We start from the raw sequence: 20,610 nt of genomic DNA, 5'->3' as shown, positions 1-20,610 counted from the left end.
GATGGCTACTTTATTTGCACTCCAAGCACGACTTGAAAAAGCTGTCTTGGAACAAAACAATCCGATTACAACCGCAATTGCAGATCAATTAAAAGCTCAACAATATAAAGCAAGTTTTTCTGGTACTCAAATTCAACAATGGTGCCAGCAATTTGAGCTTTCACCCATCGAACTAGCATTACATTGTTTACCTCTTGCTGCTTGTTATGCACTTGTTCCCGTATCTAAATTTTATGTTGGGGCGATTGCTATCGGTGAATCCGGTAACTTCTATTTCGGTGCTAATCAAGAATTTTCATCAATCTCAATGCAGCAAACCGTACATGCCGAGCAAAGTGCAGTTTCCCATGCGTGGCTGGCAGGTGAAAAATCTATTCACGATATGGTAGTAAACTACACACCTTGTGGTCACTGCCGTCAATTTATGAATGAATTAAACTCAGCTAAAACGCTAAAAATTCACTTACCTCATAGCCAAAATAATTTATTACAAAACTATCTGCCGGATTCATTTGGACCAAAAGATTTGAATATTGAACAAGTTCTTTTTGATGCTCAACATCATACTTTTGAACTGGTTGGCGACCCGCTCTCTCAAGCCGCTATTATTGCCGCACAGCAATCTTATGCACCATACAGCCAAGCGATGAGTGGTATTGCGTTACAAGTTGATGAACAGATTATTACCGGTCGTTATGCTGAAAATGCTGCGTTTAACCCTAGCTTCTTGCCTTTACAAAGTGCATTAAACTATCGTCGCTTAAATGGCTTACTGGATAAACCGGTTACTCGTATTGTGATGGCAGAAAAACAGGCAATCCTCAGCCATAGACGTATGACCGAAGAGTTGTCCCAAACACTACTTCGCTTAGATGTCGAATATATTGAGCTGTAGTCCCTCGCACAATAAGAAAAAAGTGATGAGTAGTCAGATACTCATCACTTTTTTCTTGGCTGATATATTGAAGAATATTACCCTAACAAGCGGTCTATTTTTCTGATTTTTTTACCAATAGCTTATCCCCTACTGCGGCTAACATCGCTCCAATTACCACAATGAATGCACCAATATAGCTAACTAAATTCATATCCGGATTATCAAACGTATTTGGGAAAAAATAATGCCCGATAAAAGCAAAAATCATCGTGAAAACTGGAATCATTGTAGTAACTACACTCACCTTGGAAGTATCCCAATGGTTTAACGCCTCACCATAAGCACCATAACCAACTAAAGTATTACAACAACAATAAATAAAGCAGATTAAAGGGAAGCCTCTTAATTGTTCTAATTCGGTTGGTGTCGCAAGCGGCGCAAGTAATAAGCTACAACCAATATAAATAATCATTAAAACTTGTTGCGAACTTAGCTTTCTAAGCAATAATTTCTGTGCAATACCATATATAACCCAAATCGTACTTGCACCTGACCCCAGCAAAATTCCCCAAGCGTAAGTATCAAATTGCAGAATCTCATCAAAATGATCATTAAAGAATGCAATCAGACCAATAACTAACAATGCAAAGCCTATTTTTTGGAAAAATTTTAATTGCTCTTTAAAAAATAAAACACCACATAAAATCATAGTAAACGGCGCTAATTGCCATAGTACTTGATCTGTAGTTGGTGAAATATAGTTAAGTGCATCAGCAAATAATACAAAGTTAATCGATAATCCAATAACACCTAAACACCCCCCCCCATCTTTTAGCGTAAGTTTTGCTAATTTTGGTAAGCGGTATGTCGCAAGTAAGAGTAACCCTAGCACTGCCGCTGCAACCACGAAGCGACTCCACACCAATGTTTGTGCATCAACATATTTTAAAACTTGCTGTGCCATCATCGGTAACGATCCCCATGTTGCTGTTGCGAGCAATGCAAGTGAAAATCCGAGTAAGGGTCTTTGTTGCATTCTTATTCCTATTATTTTTTGCGGAGTTGATTACGATAAAATAATTTATGTCCAACAGCAGAAAGCATAGCACCGGAAACTACCGTAATCGCCCCAATATAGCTTAATCCATTCAAGTCTGGCGCTTCAAATAGCTCTGGCGAAATTGCATAACTTAATGCAGTCAGCATAATAGTCAGGATCGGAATTTGCGTCATCATTAAACTTACCTTAGAAACTTCCCAGCGATTTAATGCTTCAGCATAACAGCCATAAGCAATAACGGTGTTAATGCCACAGAATCCTAACCAGCCCCAAGCAGCTAAATCTAATTTAGCTAATTCTCCCATATGTGCAAAAGGCGTAAAGACTAAGGTACAACCAAAATAAATCAATAACAAAATTTGTTGCGAACTAAAATGCGCCAACATGATTTTTTGCGACAAACTATAGCCAATCCAAATCAAACTTGCACAAATACCAAGTAATACACCGTATGCATAACTGTTCATCGCGATTAAGTCGGCAAAACGGTTATTAAAAAACATCACCAAACCGCTAACCACCAATACAAAACCAATTTTTTGATGGATACCGATTGTTTCTTTAAACAATACAACCCCCAATGCAATCATCACAAAAGAAGAAAGCGGACTAAGAACTTGACTGGTTGCAGCCGGAATATAATTTAAGGCGAGATTAAATAGGAAGAAATTGCAAGACAATCCAATGACCCCGATTAACCACAACCTGTGATATTGGCGAAAGAAAGCGGTCAAATTTGGTAATTTTTTTGCCAAAGCAAGCATGGCGAAAACACCAAGCGTTGCGACTAAGAATCGAAACCAAACAATCGTTTGAGAATCGAGTGATTTTAGAACTTGTTTAATCGCAAGCGGTAGCATTCCCCACATCAGAATGGCTATCAAAGAAAATAAAAAGCCAAGCAAGGGTTGTTGTTTCATGGATTTTTTATAAGGTTGGAAAAAAGGTAAGAAAAAACCCCACATTCGTGGGGTTTTATTTCAAATCTATATTGAAATGAATTACTCAGCAACGATGCTTACGTATTTGCGATTTTTCTCGCCTTTCACTTCAAATTTAACTTTACCGTCAGCAGTTGCGAATAAAGTGTGGTCTTTACCCATACCAACATTGCTACCAGCGTGGAATTTAGTACCACGTTGACGAACGATGATGCTACCTGCTAATACAGATTCGCCACCAAAACGTTTAACACCAAGGCGTTTAGCTTCAGAATCACGACCGTTACGAGTTGAACCACCAGCTTTTTTAGTTGCCATCTACTTGATCTCCTCTGAAATTATGCTTGAATCCCAGTGATTTTCACTTCTGTGAACCACTGACGATGACCTTGTTGTTTACGGCTGTGTTTACGACGACGGAACTTAACGATTTTAACTTTATCGCCACGACCTTGCGCTACAACTTCAGCCACTACTTTTGCACCAGCAACTACTGGTGCACCAATTTTAACATCTTCACCGTTAACGACCATTAACACTGAGTCAAATTCAACTTTCTCACCAGTTGCGATTTCAAGTTTCTCTAAACGAACTACTTGACCTTCACTTACTCGGTGTTGTTTGCCGCCACTTTGGAAAACTGCGTACATATTTACTCCGCTAATTTGTGCCAATCGCTTTTGCTTAGGCACTCTTAAATTCATATAAAATAGGTGGTCAATTCTACGCAAAAACTATGCAAAGAGCAAGAACCATTTTCAGAAAAATGAAAAAATTTCTGCGTTATCTTTTCTTATGTCCGATTTTAGGCATTAAAGAAAGTCATAAGCATTATTTTTGCCTGTTATTAACCTAAAAAACCACGTGTTTTTTCGTTTTAATTCTATGAAATAGACGACAAAACCGCAGCTTCTACCCTCTCGATTTTTAGATAAAGCTATTATAACAAAAAAGCGGCCAAATTCTGCAAATTTTTTGCAAAAAATGACCGCTTCACTTTTTTATCGGCTAAAAGCCTTATTTGTTGAGGTTTTGACGTTTATTATCTAATGCAAATGCGCCTGCACCGACAAACACTAATAAGAAGAATACCACCGAGTATAACAGCGCTAATTCACCCTGGTTTACTAGAGGGAGGGCAATATTCTCCGCCGTTGCGTGCATAAAGAAATATGCATATGCCATCATACCTGAAAGTAAAAAGGCAACTGGGCGAGTGAATAAGCCTAAAAGTAATAAAATACCACCACCGATTTCTAAAATACCGCCGATACCGTACATTGACATTAATGGTACTGCACCGTTACCGCCTGTCATCGATACGGGAAATTCAAAGAATTTTGCCGTACCGTGTAGTAAGAACATATAAGCTGCAACAATACGTAATAATGCTAATGCGTATGGCGTAAATTTTTCTAAGTTTGAGTTCATATTTTGCTTTCCTTTAAATAATAAGACTGAACAATAAAGAGGTAGGTATTTTATCTATTGAAAAATAGAAGATAAATAACCTTTTTGTTGATAGACTATTTCCAATTTTGAAACAATTAACAATAGTATAAACAACAAAAAAGCGGTTAAATTTCCGCAAAATTTTGCAAAAATTAAACCGCTTGATTAAGTAGTTGTAATATAGAAGTCTTATATGAATTGATTAGAATTTAGCGACAAAATCAGCATAGCCGTCAATAAAGCCTTTTAACATCCCTGCTACAGCTTCAGAAACAACCTCACCATTTTCGTTAAATACACCATTGAAAATTCCGCCAACATTCGCTGCAAATGGCGCAACCGGCATATTAATAAAAGCACCGGAAGCAATAACACGTAATTGATCCGCTGCTCTTACACCGCCAGACATTCCCGCTGCAACAGAAACGATACCGGCAGGTTTGCCAAGCCATTTGCTTTGACCCATCGGACGTGAACCCACATCGATTGCATTTTTAATCATTGCTGACATACCGCCATTATGTTCTGGTGTAATCAGTAATACACCATCAGCTTGTTCAATTGCATTACGCAAACGAGTGTATGCATCAGGGCTGTTCTCATCTAAATCACGATCATATAAAGGAAGATCCGCAATATTAACGAAATTTAATTGAATACTTGCCGGTGCAACACTTTTTAAGTGATTTGCAACTAACTGACTGATTGATGTTTTACTACCACTACCAACTAAAACTGCGATTTGTTTTGCCATAATTAATGTCCTAGATTCTAAAGATGAATGAAATTTTCGAATACCATTCTACAAAATAATTTTCCTTATGTTTAGATAGATCAAAGTTGATAGACTATTTACTCTGAGTAAACAATCTAAGCAATTTTCAGATTTTACCAAACTTCAGAAAAGAATATATCGTTAAAACATCAAGAGACTTATCCGCCGTTTTGTAAAAAAATTGATGAAATTGACCGCTTTTTTCGATTCTTTTTTGAAGCTTGTCAGATTTAAGGTAGAATTGCCGCCAAATTTTCACATTTAATATGAGAACGAAATGACAACGCTATTAACACTCGAGCAAATTCAAGCGCTTGCGAAGCAAGATATGCAAGCGGTAGATGCTGAGATTCTCGCTCAGCTTAACTCCGAAGTCGTTTTAATCAACCAATTAGGCCATTATATTATTGCCGGTGGTGGCAAACGTATTCGCCCATTAATTGCGGTACTTGCCGCTAACGCTTTAGGTTACCGTGGCAATAAACACGTTACTTGTGCGGCTTTTATTGAATTTGTCCATACCGCCACTTTATTGCATGATGATGTGGTTGATGAGTCGGATATGCGTCGAGGCCGAGCTACTGCCAACGCAACCTTCGGAAATGCAGCAAGCGTATTGGTTGGCGATTTCATTTACACACGCTCATTCCAAATGATGACCAGTGTTGATTCGCTTGAAGTGTTAAAAGTGATGTCTGCTGCCACCAATGCGCTTGCCGAAGGTGAAGTCCAGCAGCTGATGAATGTGAATGATCCGAATACTACCGAAGCGAATTATATGCGTGTTATCTACAATAAAACCGCACGCCTATTTGAAGCGGCAACGCAATGTGTTGCCATTGTGGCTGGGGTAGAAAAATCGGTTGAAACGGCGTTGAAAGATTACGGTTGTTATCTCGGTACCGCATTCCAATTAATTGATGATATTTTAGATTACTCAGCAAAAGCGGAAAGCTTCGGTAAAAATGTCGGTGATGATTTCGTTGAAGGTAAACCGACTTTACCATTGCTACACGCTATGCACGCCGCACAAGCGAAAGGTAACCAAGCTCAAGTGGATATGATTCGTTCAGCAATTGAAAATGGCGGGGAACGTGAACAAATTCCAGCTGTATTAGAAATTATGGCGGAACACCAATCACTTGATTATGCAATGACGCGCGCTAAGCAAGAAGCACAAAAAGCAGTTGATGCGCTTACAGTTTTACCGGAAAGCGAATACAAACAAGCGTTAATTTCTCTTGCTTATTTATCGGTCGATCGTTCGTATTAATAAGCGGTCAAATTTTGAGAATTTTTTACAACTTTTATGACAGAACAAAATCAACAACCTTTAGAGCATAAACAAGCGTTGCAACAAAAGAAAAAGCTAACGCGTAAAGGCAAAGATCCGAACGCACCTTTTGTGCGTGAAAAATTAACGCTTCCGGGCGGACATAACAAATTATTGCTGCACTCTTGCTGTGCGCCTTGTTCCGGTGAAGTGATGGAAGCAATCCACGCATCAGGTATCGAATTTACTATCTATTTCTACAATCCGAACATTCATCCGATGAAAGAATATCTGATTCGTAAAGAGGAAAATATTCGCTTTGCCGAGAAATGGGGTATTCCGTTCATTGATTTCGATGATGATTACGAAAATGACCGCCGTGAATGGTTTAAAAAAGCGGAAGGAATGGAGTGGGAGCCGGAGCGTGGTATCCGCTGTACGATGTGCTTTGATATGCGTTTTGAGAAAGCGGCGGAATACGCACATAACAACGGTTTTCCGGTTTATACCAGCTGCTTAGGCATTTCACGCTGGAAAGATATGAACCAAATCAACGACTGCGGGCATCGTGCCGCCGCTAAATTTGATGATGTGGTTTATTGGGATTACAACTGGCGTAAAAACGGCGGTTCGCAGCGTATGATCGAAATCAGTAAACGTGAACGTTTCTATCAGCAAGAATACTGCGGTTGCGCCTATTCTTTACGTGATTCAAATAAATGGCGTTTAGAAACCGGTCGTCAGCGTATTGAAATCGGTAAACTTTATTATTCACCAGATTAAGCATTATTCATAACGGACGCACGCCGTGTGTCCTCAGTACCAAATTTATAAATAAGAGGAAAAAATATGTCAAATTTTGCAATGGTATTTCCAGGTCAAGGCTCACAAGCGGTCGGAATGTTAGCGGATCTTGCAACTGCATACCCAATTGTTGAAGAAACCTTCAAACAAGCTTCTGATGTTTTAGGTTATGATCTTTGGGATTTAGTCCAAAACGGTACCGCAGAAGATTTAGGTCAAACACAACGTACCCAACCGGCACTTTTAGCATCATCGGTTGCGATTTATCGTGTGTGGCAACAAAAATACCCTGAATTAAAACCGTCTGTAATGGCAGGTCATAGCTTAGGTGAATACTCAGCATTAGTTTGTGCAGGCGTATTAAATTTCCAAGATGCAATCAAATTAGTGGAATTACGCGGCAATGCAATGCAACAAGCTGTACCGGCTGGTACAGGTGCAATGTATGCGATTATCGGCTTAGATAACCAAGCGATTATTAATGCTTGTGAACAAGCTCAAGCGGAAGTCGGTGAAATCGTTTCAGCAGTAAACTTCAATAGCCCAGGGCAAGTAGTGATTGCAGGTACAAAAGCGGCTGCAGAAAAAGCAGGGGAATTATGTAAAGCGGCAGGTGCAAAACGTGCATTACCATTAGCGGTAAGCGTGCCTTCTCACTGTGCATTAATGAAACCAGCTGCAGATAAATTAACCGAAGCATTACAAAATATCACGTTAAACGTACCGGTTGTACCAGTTATTAACAATGTTGATGTTAGTGTAGAGACCGATGCTGAAGCAATTCGTAATGCATTAGTTCGCCAACTTTATAGCCCAGTTCGTTGGACTGAAACGGTAGAAAAAATGGCGAATGAAGGTGTTACAACGCTTTATGAAATCGGCCCAGGTAAAGTCTTAACCGGTTTAGCTGGTCGTATCGTAAAAGAGTTAAATGCCAAAGCAGTCAATGATGTAGCTTCATTAGAGGCTGTTTCAGCATAATGATTAACACCCCTCTTTGAAAAGAGGGGCTGGGGGAGATTTTTAGGATCTTCAACATCACACTTATCTCCCCTCCTCCCCTTTACTAAAGAGGGGAACTTTTTATAGGAGAAAAAAATGCAAGGTAAAATCGCATTAGTAACGGGTGCAACTCGTGGTATTGGTAAAGCTATCGCAGAAGAATTAGCTGCAAAAGGTGCAACCGTGATTGGTACGGCAACATCGGAAAAAGGTGCGGAAAGTATTTCTGCATACTTAGGTGATAAAGGTAAAGGTTTAGTGTTAAACGTAACAGATGCGGACTCTATTGAAGCTGTATTGGCACAAATCAAAGCGGATTTCGGTGATGTTGATATTTTAGTAAACAATGCAGGTATCACTCGTGATGGTTTATTGATGCGTATGAAAGAAGATGATTGGTTCGACATTATCCAAACCAATTTAACTTCTGTTTATCGCTTATCTAAAGCAGTATTACGTCCAATGATGAAAAAAGGCGGTCGAATCATTACTATCGGTTCAGTTGTCGGCTCAATGGGCAACCCAGGTCAAACCAACTACTGTGCGGCAAAAGCCGGTTTAGTCGGTTTCTCGAAATCATTAGCGAAAGAAGTCGCTTCTCGTGGCATTACGGTAAACGTTGTTGCTCCAGGCTTTATCGCAACCGATATGACTGATGAATTAAACGAAGATCAAAAACAAGCGATCTTAAGTCAAATTCCAGCAGGTCAATTAGGTTCGGCGCAAGATATTGCGAAAGCGGTCGCATTCTTAGCAAGTGATGATGCGAAATATATCACTGGCGAAACTATCCATGTAAATGGTGGTTTATATATGAACTAACCGCTACAAGCGGTCTATTTTTAGCCGAACTTTACTTTTTCGGTAAAGTTCGGTTTTGCTATTTTTCGGGTTTCTGTTTTTCCTTTCGTGTTTAATATTTGTTTATAAACAAATTAAAAGTGTGGTATGTATATGACTAAAAATACATTTGTGGTCGGCTTTATGCTGTTTGCCATTTTCTTTGGGGCGGGCAATTTAATTTTTCCGCCGAAATTAGGTTTTGAAAGCGGTGCGGATTTCTGGATTGCAACTATTGGATTCGTCATTACCGGCGTTGGTTTACCGTTACTCGGTATTATTGTAAGTGCGTCTTATAAAGGTGGTTATAAAGCAGCCTTACAACGTATTCATCCTTGGTTTTCTCTATTATTCTTAGTAGCGATTTACTTAACTATCGGACCTTTCTTTGCGATTCCGCGTACAGCGGCAACCGCTTACGAAATGGCAATTTTACCGTTTTTAGGCGAACAAACGCCGATTTCTCTATTGCTTTTTACTTTAATCTATTTTGCATTAGCAATTTGGATTGGTTTAAATCCGTCAAAAATGGTGGAAAGAATCGGTTCGATTTTAACGCCTTTACTATTAATTGCGATTCTTGCGCTAGTTATCAGTGGTATCGCTTTACTCTCAAATAATCCGTCAAGCGCCAATGTGATGGAAGCACCAATGGTAAACGGCATCTTAGCCGGTTATAACACCATGGATGCCCTAGCTTCTGTTGCCTTCTCGGTGATTGTGATCAATGCAATTAAAAACAAAGGTTTTTCTAACGAAAAAGCATTGAGCAAACAAACTGCGATGGCGGGGGTAATTGCAGCAATTTTATTAGCGTTAATTTACTTATCTATCGGCTGGATTGGTAATAAATTACCCATTTCTGCTGAAGTTGTGGCAGATTTAGCTACGAAGAAGCAAGATTTAGGTACTTATATCTTGAACGTTGCGGCAACCCAAGCATTCGGTGATTTAGGTAGAACACTTTTAGGTGCGATTGTTTCACTTGCCTGTTTAACCACAGCAATTGGACTGATTGTTTCGGTAAGCGAATACTTCAATGAAATTTTCCCGAAAATCTCTTATAAGACTTATGCAATTATCTGTACCTTAATTGGTTTTGGTTTAGCAAACCAAGGATTAAGTGCGGTAATCAGTAAATCAATTCCGGTTTTACTGGTACTTTACCCAATTGCAATGTCAGTTATTTTCTTACTGTTATTGAATCTGTTTGTACAGCTTCCATTATTAGCATTACGTACTTCGTTGATTCTGGTAACCATCATATCGATTCTCTCTGTTGCTGGTGTAAGTTTTACCGAAAACTTACCGCTTAAAGCATACTCAATGGAGTGGCTACCGTTTGCAGTTGGCGGATTATTGATTGGTGCAATCCTTAGTCGTTTCGTAAGAGCGAAATAATTATCTTGGGCAAGGTTATCCTTGCCCTTTGTTTATCTCAAATCTTTGGAGAAAATATATGCCTGAATTACCGGAAGTTGAAACCAGCTTACGAGGCGTGGAACCTTATTTACAAGGTAAAACGATTAAACAAATTGTGATTCGAACCAATAAATTGCGTTGGGCGATTTCCAATGAATTACAACAAATGCAAGGTGCAAAAATCGTTTCACTCTCTCGCCGTGCCAAATATTTAATTTTACATACTACACAAGGCGATATTTTGATTCACTTGGGAATGTCCGGCTCACTAAGTATTTTGCCGGAAAATCAACAAACGGCAGGCACACATGATCATGTTGATCTCATCACACAAGACGGCACCATTCTACGTTATAACGATCCACGTAAATTCGGTTGTTGGCTGTGGACTCAAAATGCCGAACAACACGAGCTTATTACTCGCTTAGGACCGGAACCACTTTCCGAAGCATTTACAGCCGAGTATTTATTTACTCGAAGCCGTAACAAAACCGTGGCAGTCAAAAACTTTATTATGAATAACGATATCGTGGTGGGTGTAGGTAATATCTACGCTTGTGAATCACTGTTTATAGCAGGAATTCATCCGGAGCTTGCTACGCAAAATCTGACGGAAAAGCAATGCGAGCGCTTAGTGAAAGTGATTAAAGAAGTGCTGACTAAAGCGATTATTCAAGGCGGAACGACACTGAAAGATTTTATTCAACCGGACGGGAAACCGGGTTATTTCACCCAAGTGTTGCAAGTTTACGGCCGCAAAGGCGAAGCTTGTAATGACTGCGGCACAGCGATTGAAGCCAAAATTATCGGGCAGCGTAACAGTTATTTCTGTCCTCACTGCCAAAAGCTACCTCGTTAGCTCATAGTAATCGTAAAAAAGCGGTCAAATTCGACCGCTTTTTTATCAAGCTAAACCTTACATCATTGGTGTACGGTTTTTATGTAGTAACTTCGCAATAATATTTTCTACTGATTGCTCCATTTGTACGCCTAAACGCTGAGTCAGATTTTTCTTCTCTTTGAAACTTAGCTCAATCACCTCTTTTTCTTTTACCGCATTCAACAATAAATCATCACTTGTTGAAATTTCATCGACTAAATTAAGCGCCAATGCTTGTTTACCGAACCAATGTTCGCCGGTAGCAATTTTTTCAATCTCTAATTGCGGACGATTTTGTACCACAAATTGTTTGAATAATTCATGAGTTTCTTCCAATTCTTGCTGGAATTTTTGTTTGCCTTTCTCAGTATTTTCACCGACTAAAGTGACTGTGCGTTTATACTCACCGGCAGTCATTACATCTACATCAATATCGTGTTTTTTCAGTAAACGATGGATATTCGGCACTTGTGCCACCACACCAACTGAACCGATAATCGCAAAAGGTGCCGAAACAATTTTATTCGCCACACACGCCATCATATAGCCGCCGCTCGCCGCTACTTTATCTACTGCAACCGTGAGTGGAATATTGTGATCACGTAAACGCTGTAACTGTGACGCCGCTAAGCCATAGCCGTGAACTACACCACCCGGGCTTTCCAATTTAAGCAACACTTCATCTTCCGCTTTAGCTAGTGATAGTACCGCACTAATCTCTTTAGCTAATGCATTAACCGCACTGGCTTGTACGTCACCGTTAAATTTCAAAACGAATAGGCGAGATTTTTCCGCTTCGGTTTTCTCTCCGCCTTCTTTAAGGCGTTTTTTCTCTGCTTTCGCTTTTTCTTTAGCGGCTTTTTTCTCATCTTTTTCCTGCTGTTTCTGCTCTTCTTCGCTGAGGAAAAAACTCGCTAAAGCTTTTTGCTGTTCTTTATATTTTTCGGTTAAATTCGTCATGGAAATTACGCCATTTTCAGGTTGTTTTTTCGCTTCTAAAATCAACATAACAACAACCGCAACAATGCCGAATATCGTAAGTAATTCCAATAAGAAAATACCGTAATTAAGTAAAATTTCTTTCCACATTCTGTGAGATTCCTTTTGTAAAAATAGAATTAATTTTGACCGCTTGTTTCCGCTTCTAACACATCGACCACCGCTTGTGCCGCCTGTGTATCCGCATCACATTGAATCAGTTTATGTAATTCAGTAAAACGTTGTTTTAATTCGTTTCGCTGTTTTTTATGGTCTGCATCATCCGCCAAATAATTACCCAAATACCATGCTAAATTTTCCGGATTACATTCGTCTTGAATTAATTCAGGCACTAACATTTCGTCCGCTAATAGATTAGGTAAGGAAATATATTTAGTTTTCACTAAACGTTTAGCCAGCCAGTAAGTGCTAGCTTTCATTTTGTAACCCACTACCATCGGTGATTTGCACAACATTCCTTCTAACGCCGCAGTACCGGAAGCAAGCAAGGTGGCTTCTGCCGCAATCATCGCTTGGCGAGCATTGCCTTTAAGAATTTTCACCCCCAGATCCGGCGTAATTTGCGCTTTAATCTGTTCAAATTGGGCAATGCGCTTATCATTAACTAACGGCACTAAAAATTCTAATTCCGGATATCTCTGTTTAAGAATCTGTGCGGCTTTTAAAAACGGCTCTGTTAAAAAGCCAACTTCGCTTGCTCGGCTACCCACTAAAATTGCAAGATAACGTTTTGTTTCATCTAATTCCAAAGCTGCACAAGCTTCAGAACGGTTCGGCTTTAGCGCAATCGCATCCGCCATTGTATGACCGATAAAACGGCAAGGCACATTAAAACGATCATAGAACGCTTTCTCAAACGGTAAAAATGCCAATACTAAGTTGGTCGCTCGTGCAATTTTATGTACACGGCTCTGACGCCATGCCCAAACCGATGGGCTAACATAATGAATAGTCTTAATTCCACTCGCTTTGAGTTTTTCTTCAACCGTTAAATTAAAATCAGGGGCATCAATACCAATAAAAATATCCGGTTTTTCCGCCAGCATTGTTTCAATCACTTGCTTACGACGTTTGAGCAAACGAGGCAAATGTTTTACCACTTCTGCTAACCCCATCACCGCCAGCTCTTCCATATCGAATAAGGTTTCACAACCGGCTTGTATCATTCGCGGGCCAGCAACTCCAATAAAACGGGCATTCGGATAATGTAATTTAAGGGCGTTAATCAACCCGGCACCAAGAATATCACCAGAAATCTCACCGGCAACTAGAGCAATAAGAGGCGCTTCTTTTGTCATCATAATTTCACTCTCATTAATTATTCATTTAATTACTTTTATTATAGGCTGATTATAACCAATCACAATATAAACTAACAAAATCACATTGATTGAATTTTTCACTCCAAGTAAACTATAGCCTTTGATTTATATTTCATTTGGAGTGAATATGAAAAAAACAGCATTAGCCCTTTTCGCTTCTGCTTTTATGGCAAGCTCGGCATCAGCGGTTGAATTATTTAACTTAGACTCAACTGGTACTAAAGCGGAATTTATCGGTTCTGCTCGTTTAAAATGGACAAGTACCTCAGCCAAAGACACTTACCAAAACGGTTCGGCAGTTCGTAACCACGTAAATAAACCGGTACAAAATAACGGCTCACGTTTCGGCCTCCGTTTAACCCAACAACTTGGTAGCGGCTTCTATGCTTTAGGCCGTGTAGAATGGCGTTTACGTGGTGCGGACGAACGTGGTGTATCTAGTTCTCAACACGATTTTGATCATATTTATGCTCATCAACTTTACGCAGGTTTAGGTCATAAGCAATATGGTGAAGTGACTTATGGTAACCAAACCGTGATCACCGATGAAGTAAAACAAACCGATATTCCAAATACCTTAAGCTTATCAGACGGTTTATTAGTTTCTGGCGCTCGTCGTTCAGTTCAGTATGTTTACAAAGGTATTGAAGGCTTAAAAGTTGGTGCGTACTATGGCGGTCATAGCCAACGTTCAAATACGAATATGGATTTAAGCCAAGATCGCAAAAATGTATGGGGCTTCGGTTCAATTTATAATTATAAATTTGATGACGTACAAAGCGTACAAGTGGCGACCGGTTTCTCACGTGAGCGTTTTGAAGGTATCGGTTCGGCACCGGCTTATAACCGTAATGCTTATTCGGTCGGTGCGGCATATACTTACGATAAAACTACATTCGGTGTCGACTTAGAACGTCGTAAAACCGAAAACCAATCGGTACAAGGCAATGAACGTACAGAGAAAGAAGTGCGTACCCTTGTTTATCATCGTTTAACTGATGACTGGCGTGCATACGGTATGTATGCTTACAAAACCAATAAGCTTGAACGTGCGATTGGTCGAGACAATAACGAAAGAAAACACCAATTTATGGTGGGTACCGAATACTACTTACCAAAAGTGGTTGATCAGTTAAAAACCAAACTTTTCGTAGAATGGCAAGCTACTCGCACTAAACATCCAGAAGCTAAAGTAGCACGTGGTGTAAATAAATCACGTGACTATACAACAGTTGTTGGTTTCCGTGCTTATTGGTAATTTCAGAGAATCATCGAAAGCTAAAGCCCAAGCAGAGTTGCTTGGGCTTTTTATTGCAATAAATAAGCGGTCAAAATTTGCAATTTTTTTGCAAAATCCGACCGCTTGTCCGTCTCTAATTAATCCGAATTATTTGGTTAATTGAACTAAGATACGACGTACCGGCTCTGCCGCACCCCATAATAATTGGTCACCTACGGTAAATGCCGCAAGATATTCAGGCCCCATTGCTAATTTACGTAAACGACCAACCGGAACGCTTAATGTACCGGTCACTTTCGCCGGTGTTAATTCACGTAAAGTAGTTTCTTTGTCGTTTGGAATCACTTTCACCCATTCGTTATGCGCCGCAATAATTTGCTCGATTTCCGCTAACGGTAGGTCTTTTTTCAGTTTAATAGTAAATGCTTGGCTGTGGCAACGTAATGCACCGATACGCACACATAAACCGTCAACTGGAATCGGGTTATCGCTTAAACCTAAAATTTTGTTAGTTTCCGCATAACCTTTCCATTCTTCTTTGGTTTGACCGCTTTCTAATAATTTATCGATCCAAGGAATTAAGCTACCAGCAAGCGGCGCACCGAAGTTATCGGTTGGGAAGCTGTCTTCACGCATTTTCGCTGTTACTTTGCGCTCAATATCTAAAATTGATGAGGCAGGGTTTGCTAATTCCGCTTTTACAGAATCTTCTAATTCACCCATTTGTGAGAGTAACTCACGCATATTTTTTGCACCTGCGCCTGAAGCCGCTTGGTAAGTTGCGACAGAAACCCACTCTACTAAATCTTTTTCGAATAAGCCGCCGATCGCCATTAACATTAAACTTACGGTACAGTTACCGCCAACAAATGTTTTTACACCATTTTTCAAACCATCTGTAATAACATGCTGGTTAACAGGGTCTAATACGATAATTGCGTCTTTTTCCATACGTAAGGTTGATGCGGCATCAATCCAATAGCCGTTCCAACCTGCAGCACGTAATTTAGGATACACTTCGGTAGTGTAATCGCCACCTTGGCAAGTCACGATAATGTCTAACTTTTTAAGTTCTTCAATATCGAAAGCGTCCTTTAAATCACCGGCATCTTTACCCGCAAAAACCGGTGCTTTTTGACCCGCTTGTGAGGTAGTGAAAAAAATTGGGTTAATGTTTGCAAAGTCGTTTTCTTGAACCATACGATCCATTAAAACTGAACCGACCATACCACGCCAACCGATAAAACCTACATTTTGCATTGTGTTGCTCCTAAATTGAAAAGTACAAAGTTGTGTTTGAATTTATTTTGGAAATAGATGTGATAAATACAAGATTTTATGCAAAAATGCAATCGATTTTAGGTCATTCAGGTAATATATGTTAAATGGGGCTTACCGACCTAAAATATTCTCCCCTTTCACACTAAAACTAAAAGGAAATTACAATGAAATTCACAAAACTCGCGCTCTCTGTAGCATTATTCAGCGCATCGGCTTTTGCTGCTGCACATCCAGGCCACCATGCTACTGATAATCCGAATGCAGAGAAACTCGTAGTACAAGTTCAGCAACTTGATCCGGTTAACGGAAATAAAGATGTCGGTACAGTTGAAATTACCGAATCGGCATACGGTTTAGTATTTACACCAAACTTAACCGGTCTTACACAAGGCTTACACGGTTTCCATATTCATGAAAATCCAAGCTGTGAAGCAAAAGAAAAAGACGGCAAATTAGTAGCAGGCTTAGGCGCCGGCGGTCACTGGGATCCTAAAGGTACCAAACAACACGGCTTCCCATGGTCTGATAATGCTCACTTAGGCGATTTACCGGCATTATCTGTAATGCAAGACGGTTCGGCTAACAACCCTGTACTTGCACCACGTTTAACAAAACTTGAGGAAGTAAAAGGTCATTCATTAATGATCCACGCAGGCGGTGATAATCACTCTGATCACCCAGCAGCATTAGGCGGTGGTGGTCCTCGTATGGCGTGTGGCGTAATTAAATAGCGTAATTAAATAACATAATTAAATTTAAATGTATGAAAAAGGGGATGTTTAACACATCCCCTTTTGTTATTTGGTTAACATCCCTTGTTGAATCTGGAACAGTCTATCTTGCTCGCTTTCTTGCCATTGCATTTGGTTTAGCTGGTCTTTGGTAATCGCTGTCACAAACACCTGTGAACCGCTTTCTCGTAAACGATGCGCTAACAGTTCTCGTTTAGTCGGATCTAACTCGGAAGCAAAATCATCAATCAGGAATAAACACTGACGTTCTTTTTGCGCCACTAAATATTCTCCTTGAGCCAAACGCAACGCACACATCAGTAATTTAAGCTGCCCACGAGAAAGCACATCTTCCACCGGTAAACCGTTCGCCCGAAAGCGAAAATCCGCCTTTTGCGGGCCAATCATGGTATAACCCATCGCTTTATCTCGCTCAAAACCTTGAGCAAGAATCTCAGCATAATCGGCACCTTTCTCCCAGCCTTGATGGAAACTCACGCCTATTTCCAATTCAGGTAAGAAAAACTGACAGGTTTTCTCAATTTCCGGTCGTAACGCTTCCGCATAGTTCGCACGCATTTGGCTGACAATCTCCGCTAATTTCGCCAATTCAGTATCCCACGGCTTTAATTCGGCATAACTACGAACTTGATGCAATGCGGCATTCCGTTGCTTGAGTAAACGTTTTAAATTCGCCCAACAGCTATAAAATTCGGTATATTGGTGGAATAGCCCCCAGTCTAAAAACGCTCGACGGAAAGTCGGCCCACCATTTAATAAGGTTAGCCCTTCTGGCGTAATTACTTGCATCGGCAGTAGGTGCGCCAAATCAGAAATTTTATTACCGTCTTCGCCGTTAATTTTTAACAGGGTATCACCCGAACGTTTTTTCTGAATCCCGACCGACCATTGATGTTGCCCTTCATCAATACGACCGTGTAACACAAAATCTTCAGCTTGATAGTTTATGATTCGATTACTGATATGGCTTTTAAATGACCGACCGTGCCCTAAGTAAAAAATCGCTTCCAGCAGACTGGTTTTACCGCTGCCGTTATGCCCTACGATAAAATTAAAATTCGGACTGAGTTCAAGATCGAGAGATTGGAGATTACGGAAATTATTGATGATTAATCTGGATAAGGGCATAAAAATAACCACGGAAAACACGGAGCTACACAGAAATAATTGTAGCTCCGCAAATAGGATTAAAGACGCATTGGCATAATAACGTATTCGGCAGTGCTGTTATCACAATCTTCAATTAAGCAGCTTGAACTTGCATCCACCAAATTGAAACGCACACGTTCACATTTTAAGGTGTTCAGCACGTCTAACAAATAACTCACGTTAAAGCCGACTTCCATTTCCGGGCTTTGATATGCCACGTCAATGATCTCTTCCGCTTCTTCTTGTTCCGGGTTATTGGCGGTAATTTTGAGTAAGTTTTCGCTTAACGCTAAACGCACGCCACGGAATTTTTCATTCGATAAAATTGCCGCACGCATTAATGCACGTTTTAACACCTCGGTTTCCGCTTCTAAAATGCGATCTGCATTGCGTGGTAATACTCGGCGATAGTCAGGGAAACGCCCGTCAATTAGTTTAGAGGTAAACACCACACCGTTCATTGATACACGTAAATTGCTGGTACCGATTTCTAAACGTACCGTTTCATCACTCACTGCGACAAGGCGCGATAATTCTAATACCGCTTTGCGAGGCACAATGACCGAATGAGTTAATAACTCTTGATTTAATGCCATGGTACAAACCGCTAGACGGTGTCCGTCCGTTGCTACGGTACGCAATAAATTGCCTTCGGTTTCGAACTTCATACCGTTTAAGAAATAACGCGCATCTTGGTTCGCCATTGAGAATTGCGTCGCATCAATCAAACGAGCAAGGGTGGACTGTTCAATCGAAAAATCCACTTCCGGCTTCCAATCCATTAAATTCGGATAATCACTTGCCGGTAATGTGGCTAAATTGAATTTACTGCGAGCCGCTCTAACTAACGCACGATCTTCTTCGAATTGTACCGAAATGCTGCTATCTTCCGGCAAACTACGGCAAATATCGAGAAATTTTTTCGCAGGAATGGTAAATTTTCCGGCAAAATCGACCGCTTGTTCAAGGGTTGCCACCGTGGTTAATTCCACTTCTAAGTCCGTTCCGGTTAGTGATAAGCGATCGCCTTCAATTTCAAGCAGAATATTATTAATCACAGGCAAAGTCGGGCGGCTGCTTAATACGCCACAGACCTGTTGTAAAGGCTTAAGTAACTGTTCTCTGGTAATCGTAAATTGCATAATAATCCCTTATCGCCTATGACGATAATTTTCTGGTTAAGTTGGTATAATCTTCTTGAATACCGCTATCGGTATCACGTAATTCATTAATCGTTTTACAAGCGTGCATCACGGTAGTGTGATCACGTCCGCCAAATTCTCGACCAATTTCCGGTAAGCTGTGATTGGTTAATTCTTTTGCCAATGCCATCGCCATTTGACGAGGACGAGCAACCGAACGGGTACGACTCTTTGACTTTAAGTCAGACATTTTAATGTTGTAATATTCGGCAACCGTTTTTTGAATATTTTCAATCGTAATTAAGTGATCGTAAGAAGCAATCAGATCTTTTAACGCTTCACGCACCGCATCAATTGTGATTTGACGCTTAGTAAAGTTACGCCACGCAATCACTCGGTTTAGCGCACCTTCTAATTCTCGTACATTGGTACGCAATTTTTGTCCGATGAAAAATGCCACTTCTTCCGGCAACTCTACCCCACGTTCTTCCGCTTTTTTCATCAGAATCGCCACTCGGGTTTCCAATTCAGGTGGTTCAATCGCGGTACTTACCCCCCAACTGAGTCGAGATTTGATGCGTTCTTCGATATTCTCAATATTTTTCGGGAAGTTATCCGAAGCCAAAATAATCTGTTTATTACGCTCGAATAATGAATTAAACGTGTGGAAAAACTCTTCTTGCGAGGCTTCTTTATTAGCAAAGAATTGAATATCGTCAATCATCAACACGTCAAGTGAACGATAGAATTTCTTAAAATTCTCAATCGTATTGCCCTTCAATGCTTTTACCATATCCTGCACAAAACGCTCTGAGTGAATATAGACCACTCTCGCTTGCGGGTTACGTTTTAGAATTTCATTACCGACCGCATGTAATAAGTGGGTTTTACCCAAACCGGTACCGCCGTAAAGTGAAAACGGATTACAGTGGCTTTCACCCGGATTATCCGCCACTTGTTGGGCAACCGCTTTGGCTAATTGGTTTGATTTACCTTGTACGAAATTTTCGAAAGTCAGTGATTCGTTTAAACCTGTTCTGAAACTCTTATTGGTTTCTTGTACTTCTTCTTTTGAATCGTTGCTTGTCGTACTGGCTGAAGTCGGTTTGTGTTCCGCCGGCTTAATACCAACACGAATTGAAACCGCTAAATTGTCATTTTTAGATAAAAAGCGGGCAAGATCGACGATCTCCGCCAAAAATTTATCTTTTACCCAATTTTCAACAAATTGATTTTGAGCATAAAGAGTGAGCTCCCCGTTTGCAAAACTTGCCTGCAAAGGGCGTAGCCAAGTGCTGTAATCAGTCGGCGATACTTTCGTTTGTAAGTGATTAAGACAATCAGACCAAAGGGAAGACACGATTTGCTCCAAGGAATTAAAGTTAAAATGAACTGTCAA

21 protein-coding genes are annotated in these 20,610 nt (G+C 40.3%); 9 read left to right on the top strand and 12 right to left on the bottom strand.

Features of this window, described 5'->3' with window-relative positions; all coding sequences use genetic code 11:
* The first annotated feature begins 1 nt into the window (after nucleotide 1).
* Nucleotides 2-895 carry a cytidine deaminase gene (gene cdd, locus ASU1_RS00105; RefSeq protein WP_014990851.1) on the top strand — a complete coding sequence of 298 codons (894 nt, stop codon included), beginning with the start codon at nucleotides 2-4 and terminating at the stop codon, nucleotides 893-895.
* Nucleotides 896-989: 94 nt separating this feature from the next.
* Here cdd and ASU1_RS00100 read toward each other — a convergent pair whose 3' ends face one another.
* From ASU1_RS00100 to ASU1_RS00075, 6 genes are all read right to left on the bottom strand, one after another.
* Nucleotides 990-1,913, bottom strand: coding sequence for a DMT family transporter (locus ASU1_RS00100; RefSeq protein ID WP_014990850.1), 924 nt, complete (start codon nucleotides 1,911-1,913; stop codon nucleotides 990-992).
* Nucleotides 1,914-1,924: 11 nt separating this feature from the next.
* Nucleotides 1,925-2,902 (bottom strand): DMT family transporter, encoded by a 978-nt coding sequence (locus ASU1_RS00095; RefSeq protein ID WP_179130576.1) that lies wholly within the window; start codon nucleotides 2,900-2,902, stop codon nucleotides 1,925-1,927.
* A gap of 36 nt (nucleotides 2,903-2,938) precedes the next feature.
* Complete coding sequence (gene rpmA, locus ASU1_RS00090; RefSeq protein WP_005621788.1) at nucleotides 2,939-3,196, bottom strand: 50S ribosomal protein L27; 258 nt, start codon at nucleotides 3,194-3,196, stop codon at nucleotides 2,939-2,941.
* A 20-nt stretch (nucleotides 3,197-3,216) separates the two neighbouring features.
* On the bottom strand, nucleotides 3,217-3,528 hold the full coding sequence (gene rplU / locus ASU1_RS00085; protein ID WP_005618624.1) for a 50S ribosomal protein L21: 312 nt from the start codon (nucleotides 3,526-3,528) through the stop codon (nucleotides 3,217-3,219).
* A 367-nt stretch (nucleotides 3,529-3,895) separates the two neighbouring features.
* On the bottom strand, nucleotides 3,896-4,309 hold the full coding sequence (locus tag ASU1_RS00080; protein ID WP_014990848.1) for a DoxX family protein: 414 nt from the start codon (nucleotides 4,307-4,309) through the stop codon (nucleotides 3,896-3,898).
* 223 nt (nucleotides 4,310-4,532) lie between these two features.
* Nucleotides 4,533-5,084 (bottom strand): NADPH-dependent FMN reductase, encoded by a 552-nt coding sequence (locus ASU1_RS00075; RefSeq protein WP_014990847.1) that lies wholly within the window; start codon nucleotides 5,082-5,084, stop codon nucleotides 4,533-4,535.
* A gap of 298 nt (nucleotides 5,085-5,382) precedes the next feature.
* On the opposite strand from ASU1_RS00075, the gene ispB reads away from it, so the two are divergent.
* From ispB to mutM, 6 genes are all read left to right on the top strand, one after another.
* On the top strand, nucleotides 5,383-6,378 hold the full coding sequence (gene ispB, locus ASU1_RS00070; protein WP_014990846.1) for an octaprenyl diphosphate synthase: 996 nt from the start codon (nucleotides 5,383-5,385) through the stop codon (nucleotides 6,376-6,378).
* 36 nt (nucleotides 6,379-6,414) lie between these two features.
* Entirely contained in the window at nucleotides 6,415-7,161 is a 747-nt protein-coding gene (locus ASU1_RS00065; RefSeq protein ID WP_039194751.1) for an epoxyqueuosine reductase QueH, read from the top strand.
* Between the two features lie 66 nt (nucleotides 7,162-7,227).
* Nucleotides 7,228-8,163 carry an ACP S-malonyltransferase gene (fabD, locus tag ASU1_RS00060; RefSeq protein ID WP_014990844.1) on the top strand — a complete coding sequence of 312 codons (936 nt, stop codon included), beginning with the start codon at nucleotides 7,228-7,230 and terminating at the stop codon, nucleotides 8,161-8,163.
* 117 nt (nucleotides 8,164-8,280) lie between these two features.
* Nucleotides 8,281-9,006, top strand: a complete 726-nt coding sequence (gene fabG, locus ASU1_RS00055; protein ID WP_014990843.1) for a 3-oxoacyl-ACP reductase FabG — start codon at nucleotides 8,281-8,283, stop codon at nucleotides 9,004-9,006.
* A gap of 132 nt (nucleotides 9,007-9,138) precedes the next feature.
* On the top strand, nucleotides 9,139-10,425 hold the full coding sequence (gene brnQ / locus ASU1_RS00050; RefSeq protein ID WP_039194749.1) for a branched-chain amino acid transport system II carrier protein: 1,287 nt from the start codon (nucleotides 9,139-9,141) through the stop codon (nucleotides 10,423-10,425).
* A gap of 58 nt (nucleotides 10,426-10,483) precedes the next feature.
* Entirely contained in the window at nucleotides 10,484-11,305 is an 822-nt protein-coding gene (gene mutM, locus ASU1_RS00045) for a bifunctional DNA-formamidopyrimidine glycosylase/DNA-(apurinic or apyrimidinic site) lyase (RefSeq protein ID WP_014990841.1), read from the top strand.
* A 57-nt stretch (nucleotides 11,306-11,362) separates the two neighbouring features.
* Here the strand turns inward: mutM and sohB are convergent, their stop codons facing one another.
* Together sohB and lpxB are read right to left on the bottom strand one after the other, a co-directional pair.
* Nucleotides 11,363-12,415: a protease SohB gene (gene sohB / locus ASU1_RS00040; RefSeq protein ID WP_014990840.1), complete on the bottom strand. Its 1,053-nt coding sequence runs from the start codon at nucleotides 12,413-12,415 to the stop codon at nucleotides 11,363-11,365.
* Nucleotides 12,416-12,444: 29 nt separating this feature from the next.
* The gene (gene lpxB / locus ASU1_RS00035; RefSeq protein WP_014990839.1) at nucleotides 12,445-13,626 is read right to left on the bottom strand and encodes a lipid-A-disaccharide synthase; all 1,182 of its coding nucleotides are present in this window, start codon (nucleotides 13,624-13,626) and stop codon (nucleotides 12,445-12,447) included.
* 148 nt (nucleotides 13,627-13,774) lie between these two features.
* On the opposite strand from lpxB, the gene ASU1_RS00030 reads away from it, so the two are divergent.
* Complete coding sequence (locus ASU1_RS00030; protein WP_014990838.1) at nucleotides 13,775-14,905, top strand: porin; 1,131 nt, start codon at nucleotides 13,775-13,777, stop codon at nucleotides 14,903-14,905.
* A gap of 129 nt (nucleotides 14,906-15,034) precedes the next feature.
* Here ASU1_RS00030 and asd read toward each other — a convergent pair whose 3' ends face one another.
* Complete coding sequence (asd, locus tag ASU1_RS00025) at nucleotides 15,035-16,147, bottom strand: aspartate-semialdehyde dehydrogenase (protein WP_014990837.1); 1,113 nt, start codon at nucleotides 16,145-16,147, stop codon at nucleotides 15,035-15,037.
* A gap of 185 nt (nucleotides 16,148-16,332) precedes the next feature.
* Between asd and ASU1_RS00020 the strand changes: the two genes are divergently transcribed.
* On the top strand, nucleotides 16,333-16,899 hold the full coding sequence (locus tag ASU1_RS00020; protein ID WP_014990836.1) for a superoxide dismutase family protein: 567 nt from the start codon (nucleotides 16,333-16,335) through the stop codon (nucleotides 16,897-16,899).
* A 66-nt stretch (nucleotides 16,900-16,965) separates the two neighbouring features.
* On the opposite strand, the gene recF is transcribed toward ASU1_RS00020, so the two are convergent.
* From recF to dnaA, 3 genes are read right to left on the bottom strand one after another with little or no spacing between them, the layout of a single operon-like run.
* Complete coding sequence (recF, locus tag ASU1_RS00015) at nucleotides 16,966-18,048, bottom strand: DNA replication/repair protein RecF (RefSeq protein ID WP_014990835.1); 1,083 nt, start codon at nucleotides 18,046-18,048, stop codon at nucleotides 16,966-16,968.
* A 59-nt stretch (nucleotides 18,049-18,107) separates the two neighbouring features.
* Nucleotides 18,108-19,211: a DNA polymerase III subunit beta gene (gene dnaN / locus ASU1_RS00010; RefSeq protein ID WP_005595575.1), complete on the bottom strand. Its 1,104-nt coding sequence runs from the start codon at nucleotides 19,209-19,211 to the stop codon at nucleotides 18,108-18,110.
* Nucleotides 19,212-19,227: 16 nt separating this feature from the next.
* A complete protein-coding gene (gene dnaA / locus ASU1_RS00005; RefSeq protein ID WP_014990834.1) occupies nucleotides 19,228-20,583 on the bottom strand; it encodes a chromosomal replication initiator protein DnaA in 1,356 nt (451 codons plus the stop codon).
* Nucleotides 20,584-20,610: the final 27 nt, after the last annotated feature.

The sequence above is a fragment of the Actinobacillus suis ATCC 33415 genome, assembly GCF_000739435.1.
GTDB lineage: Bacteria > Pseudomonadota > Gammaproteobacteria > Enterobacterales > Pasteurellaceae > Actinobacillus > Actinobacillus suis.
Note: the sequence above shows the minus strand (reverse complement) of the source record. Positions and strands in the feature narration are given on the sequence as shown.

Bases quoted from the DNA above. Each gene is read 5' to 3' on its own strand.
- cdd (WP_014990851.1), top strand. From the start codon at position 2: ATGGCTACTTTATTTGCACTCCAAGCACGACTTGAAAAAGCTGTCTTG.
- ASU1_RS00100 (WP_014990850.1), bottom strand. From the start codon at position 1,913: ATGCAACAAAGACCCTTACTCGGATTTTCACTTGCATTGCTCGCAACA.
- ASU1_RS00095 (WP_179130576.1), bottom strand. From the start codon at position 2,902: ATGTGGGGTTTTTTCTTACCTTTTTTCCAACCTTATAAAAAATCCATG.
- rpmA (WP_005621788.1), bottom strand. From the start codon at position 3,196: ATGGCAACTAAAAAAGCTGGTGGTTCAACTCGTAACGGTCGTGATTCT.
- rplU (WP_005618624.1), bottom strand. From the start codon at position 3,528: ATGTACGCAGTTTTCCAAAGTGGCGGCAAACAACACCGAGTAAGTGAA.
- ASU1_RS00080 (WP_014990848.1), bottom strand. From the start codon at position 4,309: ATGAACTCAAACTTAGAAAAATTTACGCCATACGCATTAGCATTATTA.
- ASU1_RS00075 (WP_014990847.1), bottom strand. From the start codon at position 5,084: ATGGCAAAACAAATCGCAGTTTTAGTTGGTAGTGGTAGTAAAACATCA.
- ispB (WP_014990846.1), top strand. From the start codon at position 5,383: ATGACAACGCTATTAACACTCGAGCAAATTCAAGCGCTTGCGAAGCAA.
- ASU1_RS00065 (WP_039194751.1), top strand. From the start codon at position 6,415: ATGACAGAACAAAATCAACAACCTTTAGAGCATAAACAAGCGTTGCAA.
- fabD (WP_014990844.1), top strand. From the start codon at position 7,228: ATGTCAAATTTTGCAATGGTATTTCCAGGTCAAGGCTCACAAGCGGTC.
- fabG (WP_014990843.1), top strand. From the start codon at position 8,281: ATGCAAGGTAAAATCGCATTAGTAACGGGTGCAACTCGTGGTATTGGT.
- brnQ (WP_039194749.1), top strand. From the start codon at position 9,139: ATGACTAAAAATACATTTGTGGTCGGCTTTATGCTGTTTGCCATTTTC.
- mutM (WP_014990841.1), top strand. From the start codon at position 10,484: ATGCCTGAATTACCGGAAGTTGAAACCAGCTTACGAGGCGTGGAACCT.
- sohB (WP_014990840.1), bottom strand. From the start codon at position 12,415: ATGTGGAAAGAAATTTTACTTAATTACGGTATTTTCTTATTGGAATTA.
- lpxB (WP_014990839.1), bottom strand. From the start codon at position 13,626: ATGATGACAAAAGAAGCGCCTCTTATTGCTCTAGTTGCCGGTGAGATT.
- ASU1_RS00030 (WP_014990838.1), top strand. From the start codon at position 13,775: ATGAAAAAAACAGCATTAGCCCTTTTCGCTTCTGCTTTTATGGCAAGC.
- asd (WP_014990837.1), bottom strand. From the start codon at position 16,147: ATGCAAAATGTAGGTTTTATCGGTTGGCGTGGTATGGTCGGTTCAGTT.
- ASU1_RS00020 (WP_014990836.1), top strand. From the start codon at position 16,333: ATGAAATTCACAAAACTCGCGCTCTCTGTAGCATTATTCAGCGCATCG.
- recF (WP_014990835.1), bottom strand. From the start codon at position 18,048: ATGCCCTTATCCAGATTAATCATCAATAATTTCCGTAATCTCCAATCT.
- dnaN (WP_005595575.1), bottom strand. From the start codon at position 19,211: ATGCAATTTACGATTACCAGAGAACAGTTACTTAAGCCTTTACAACAG.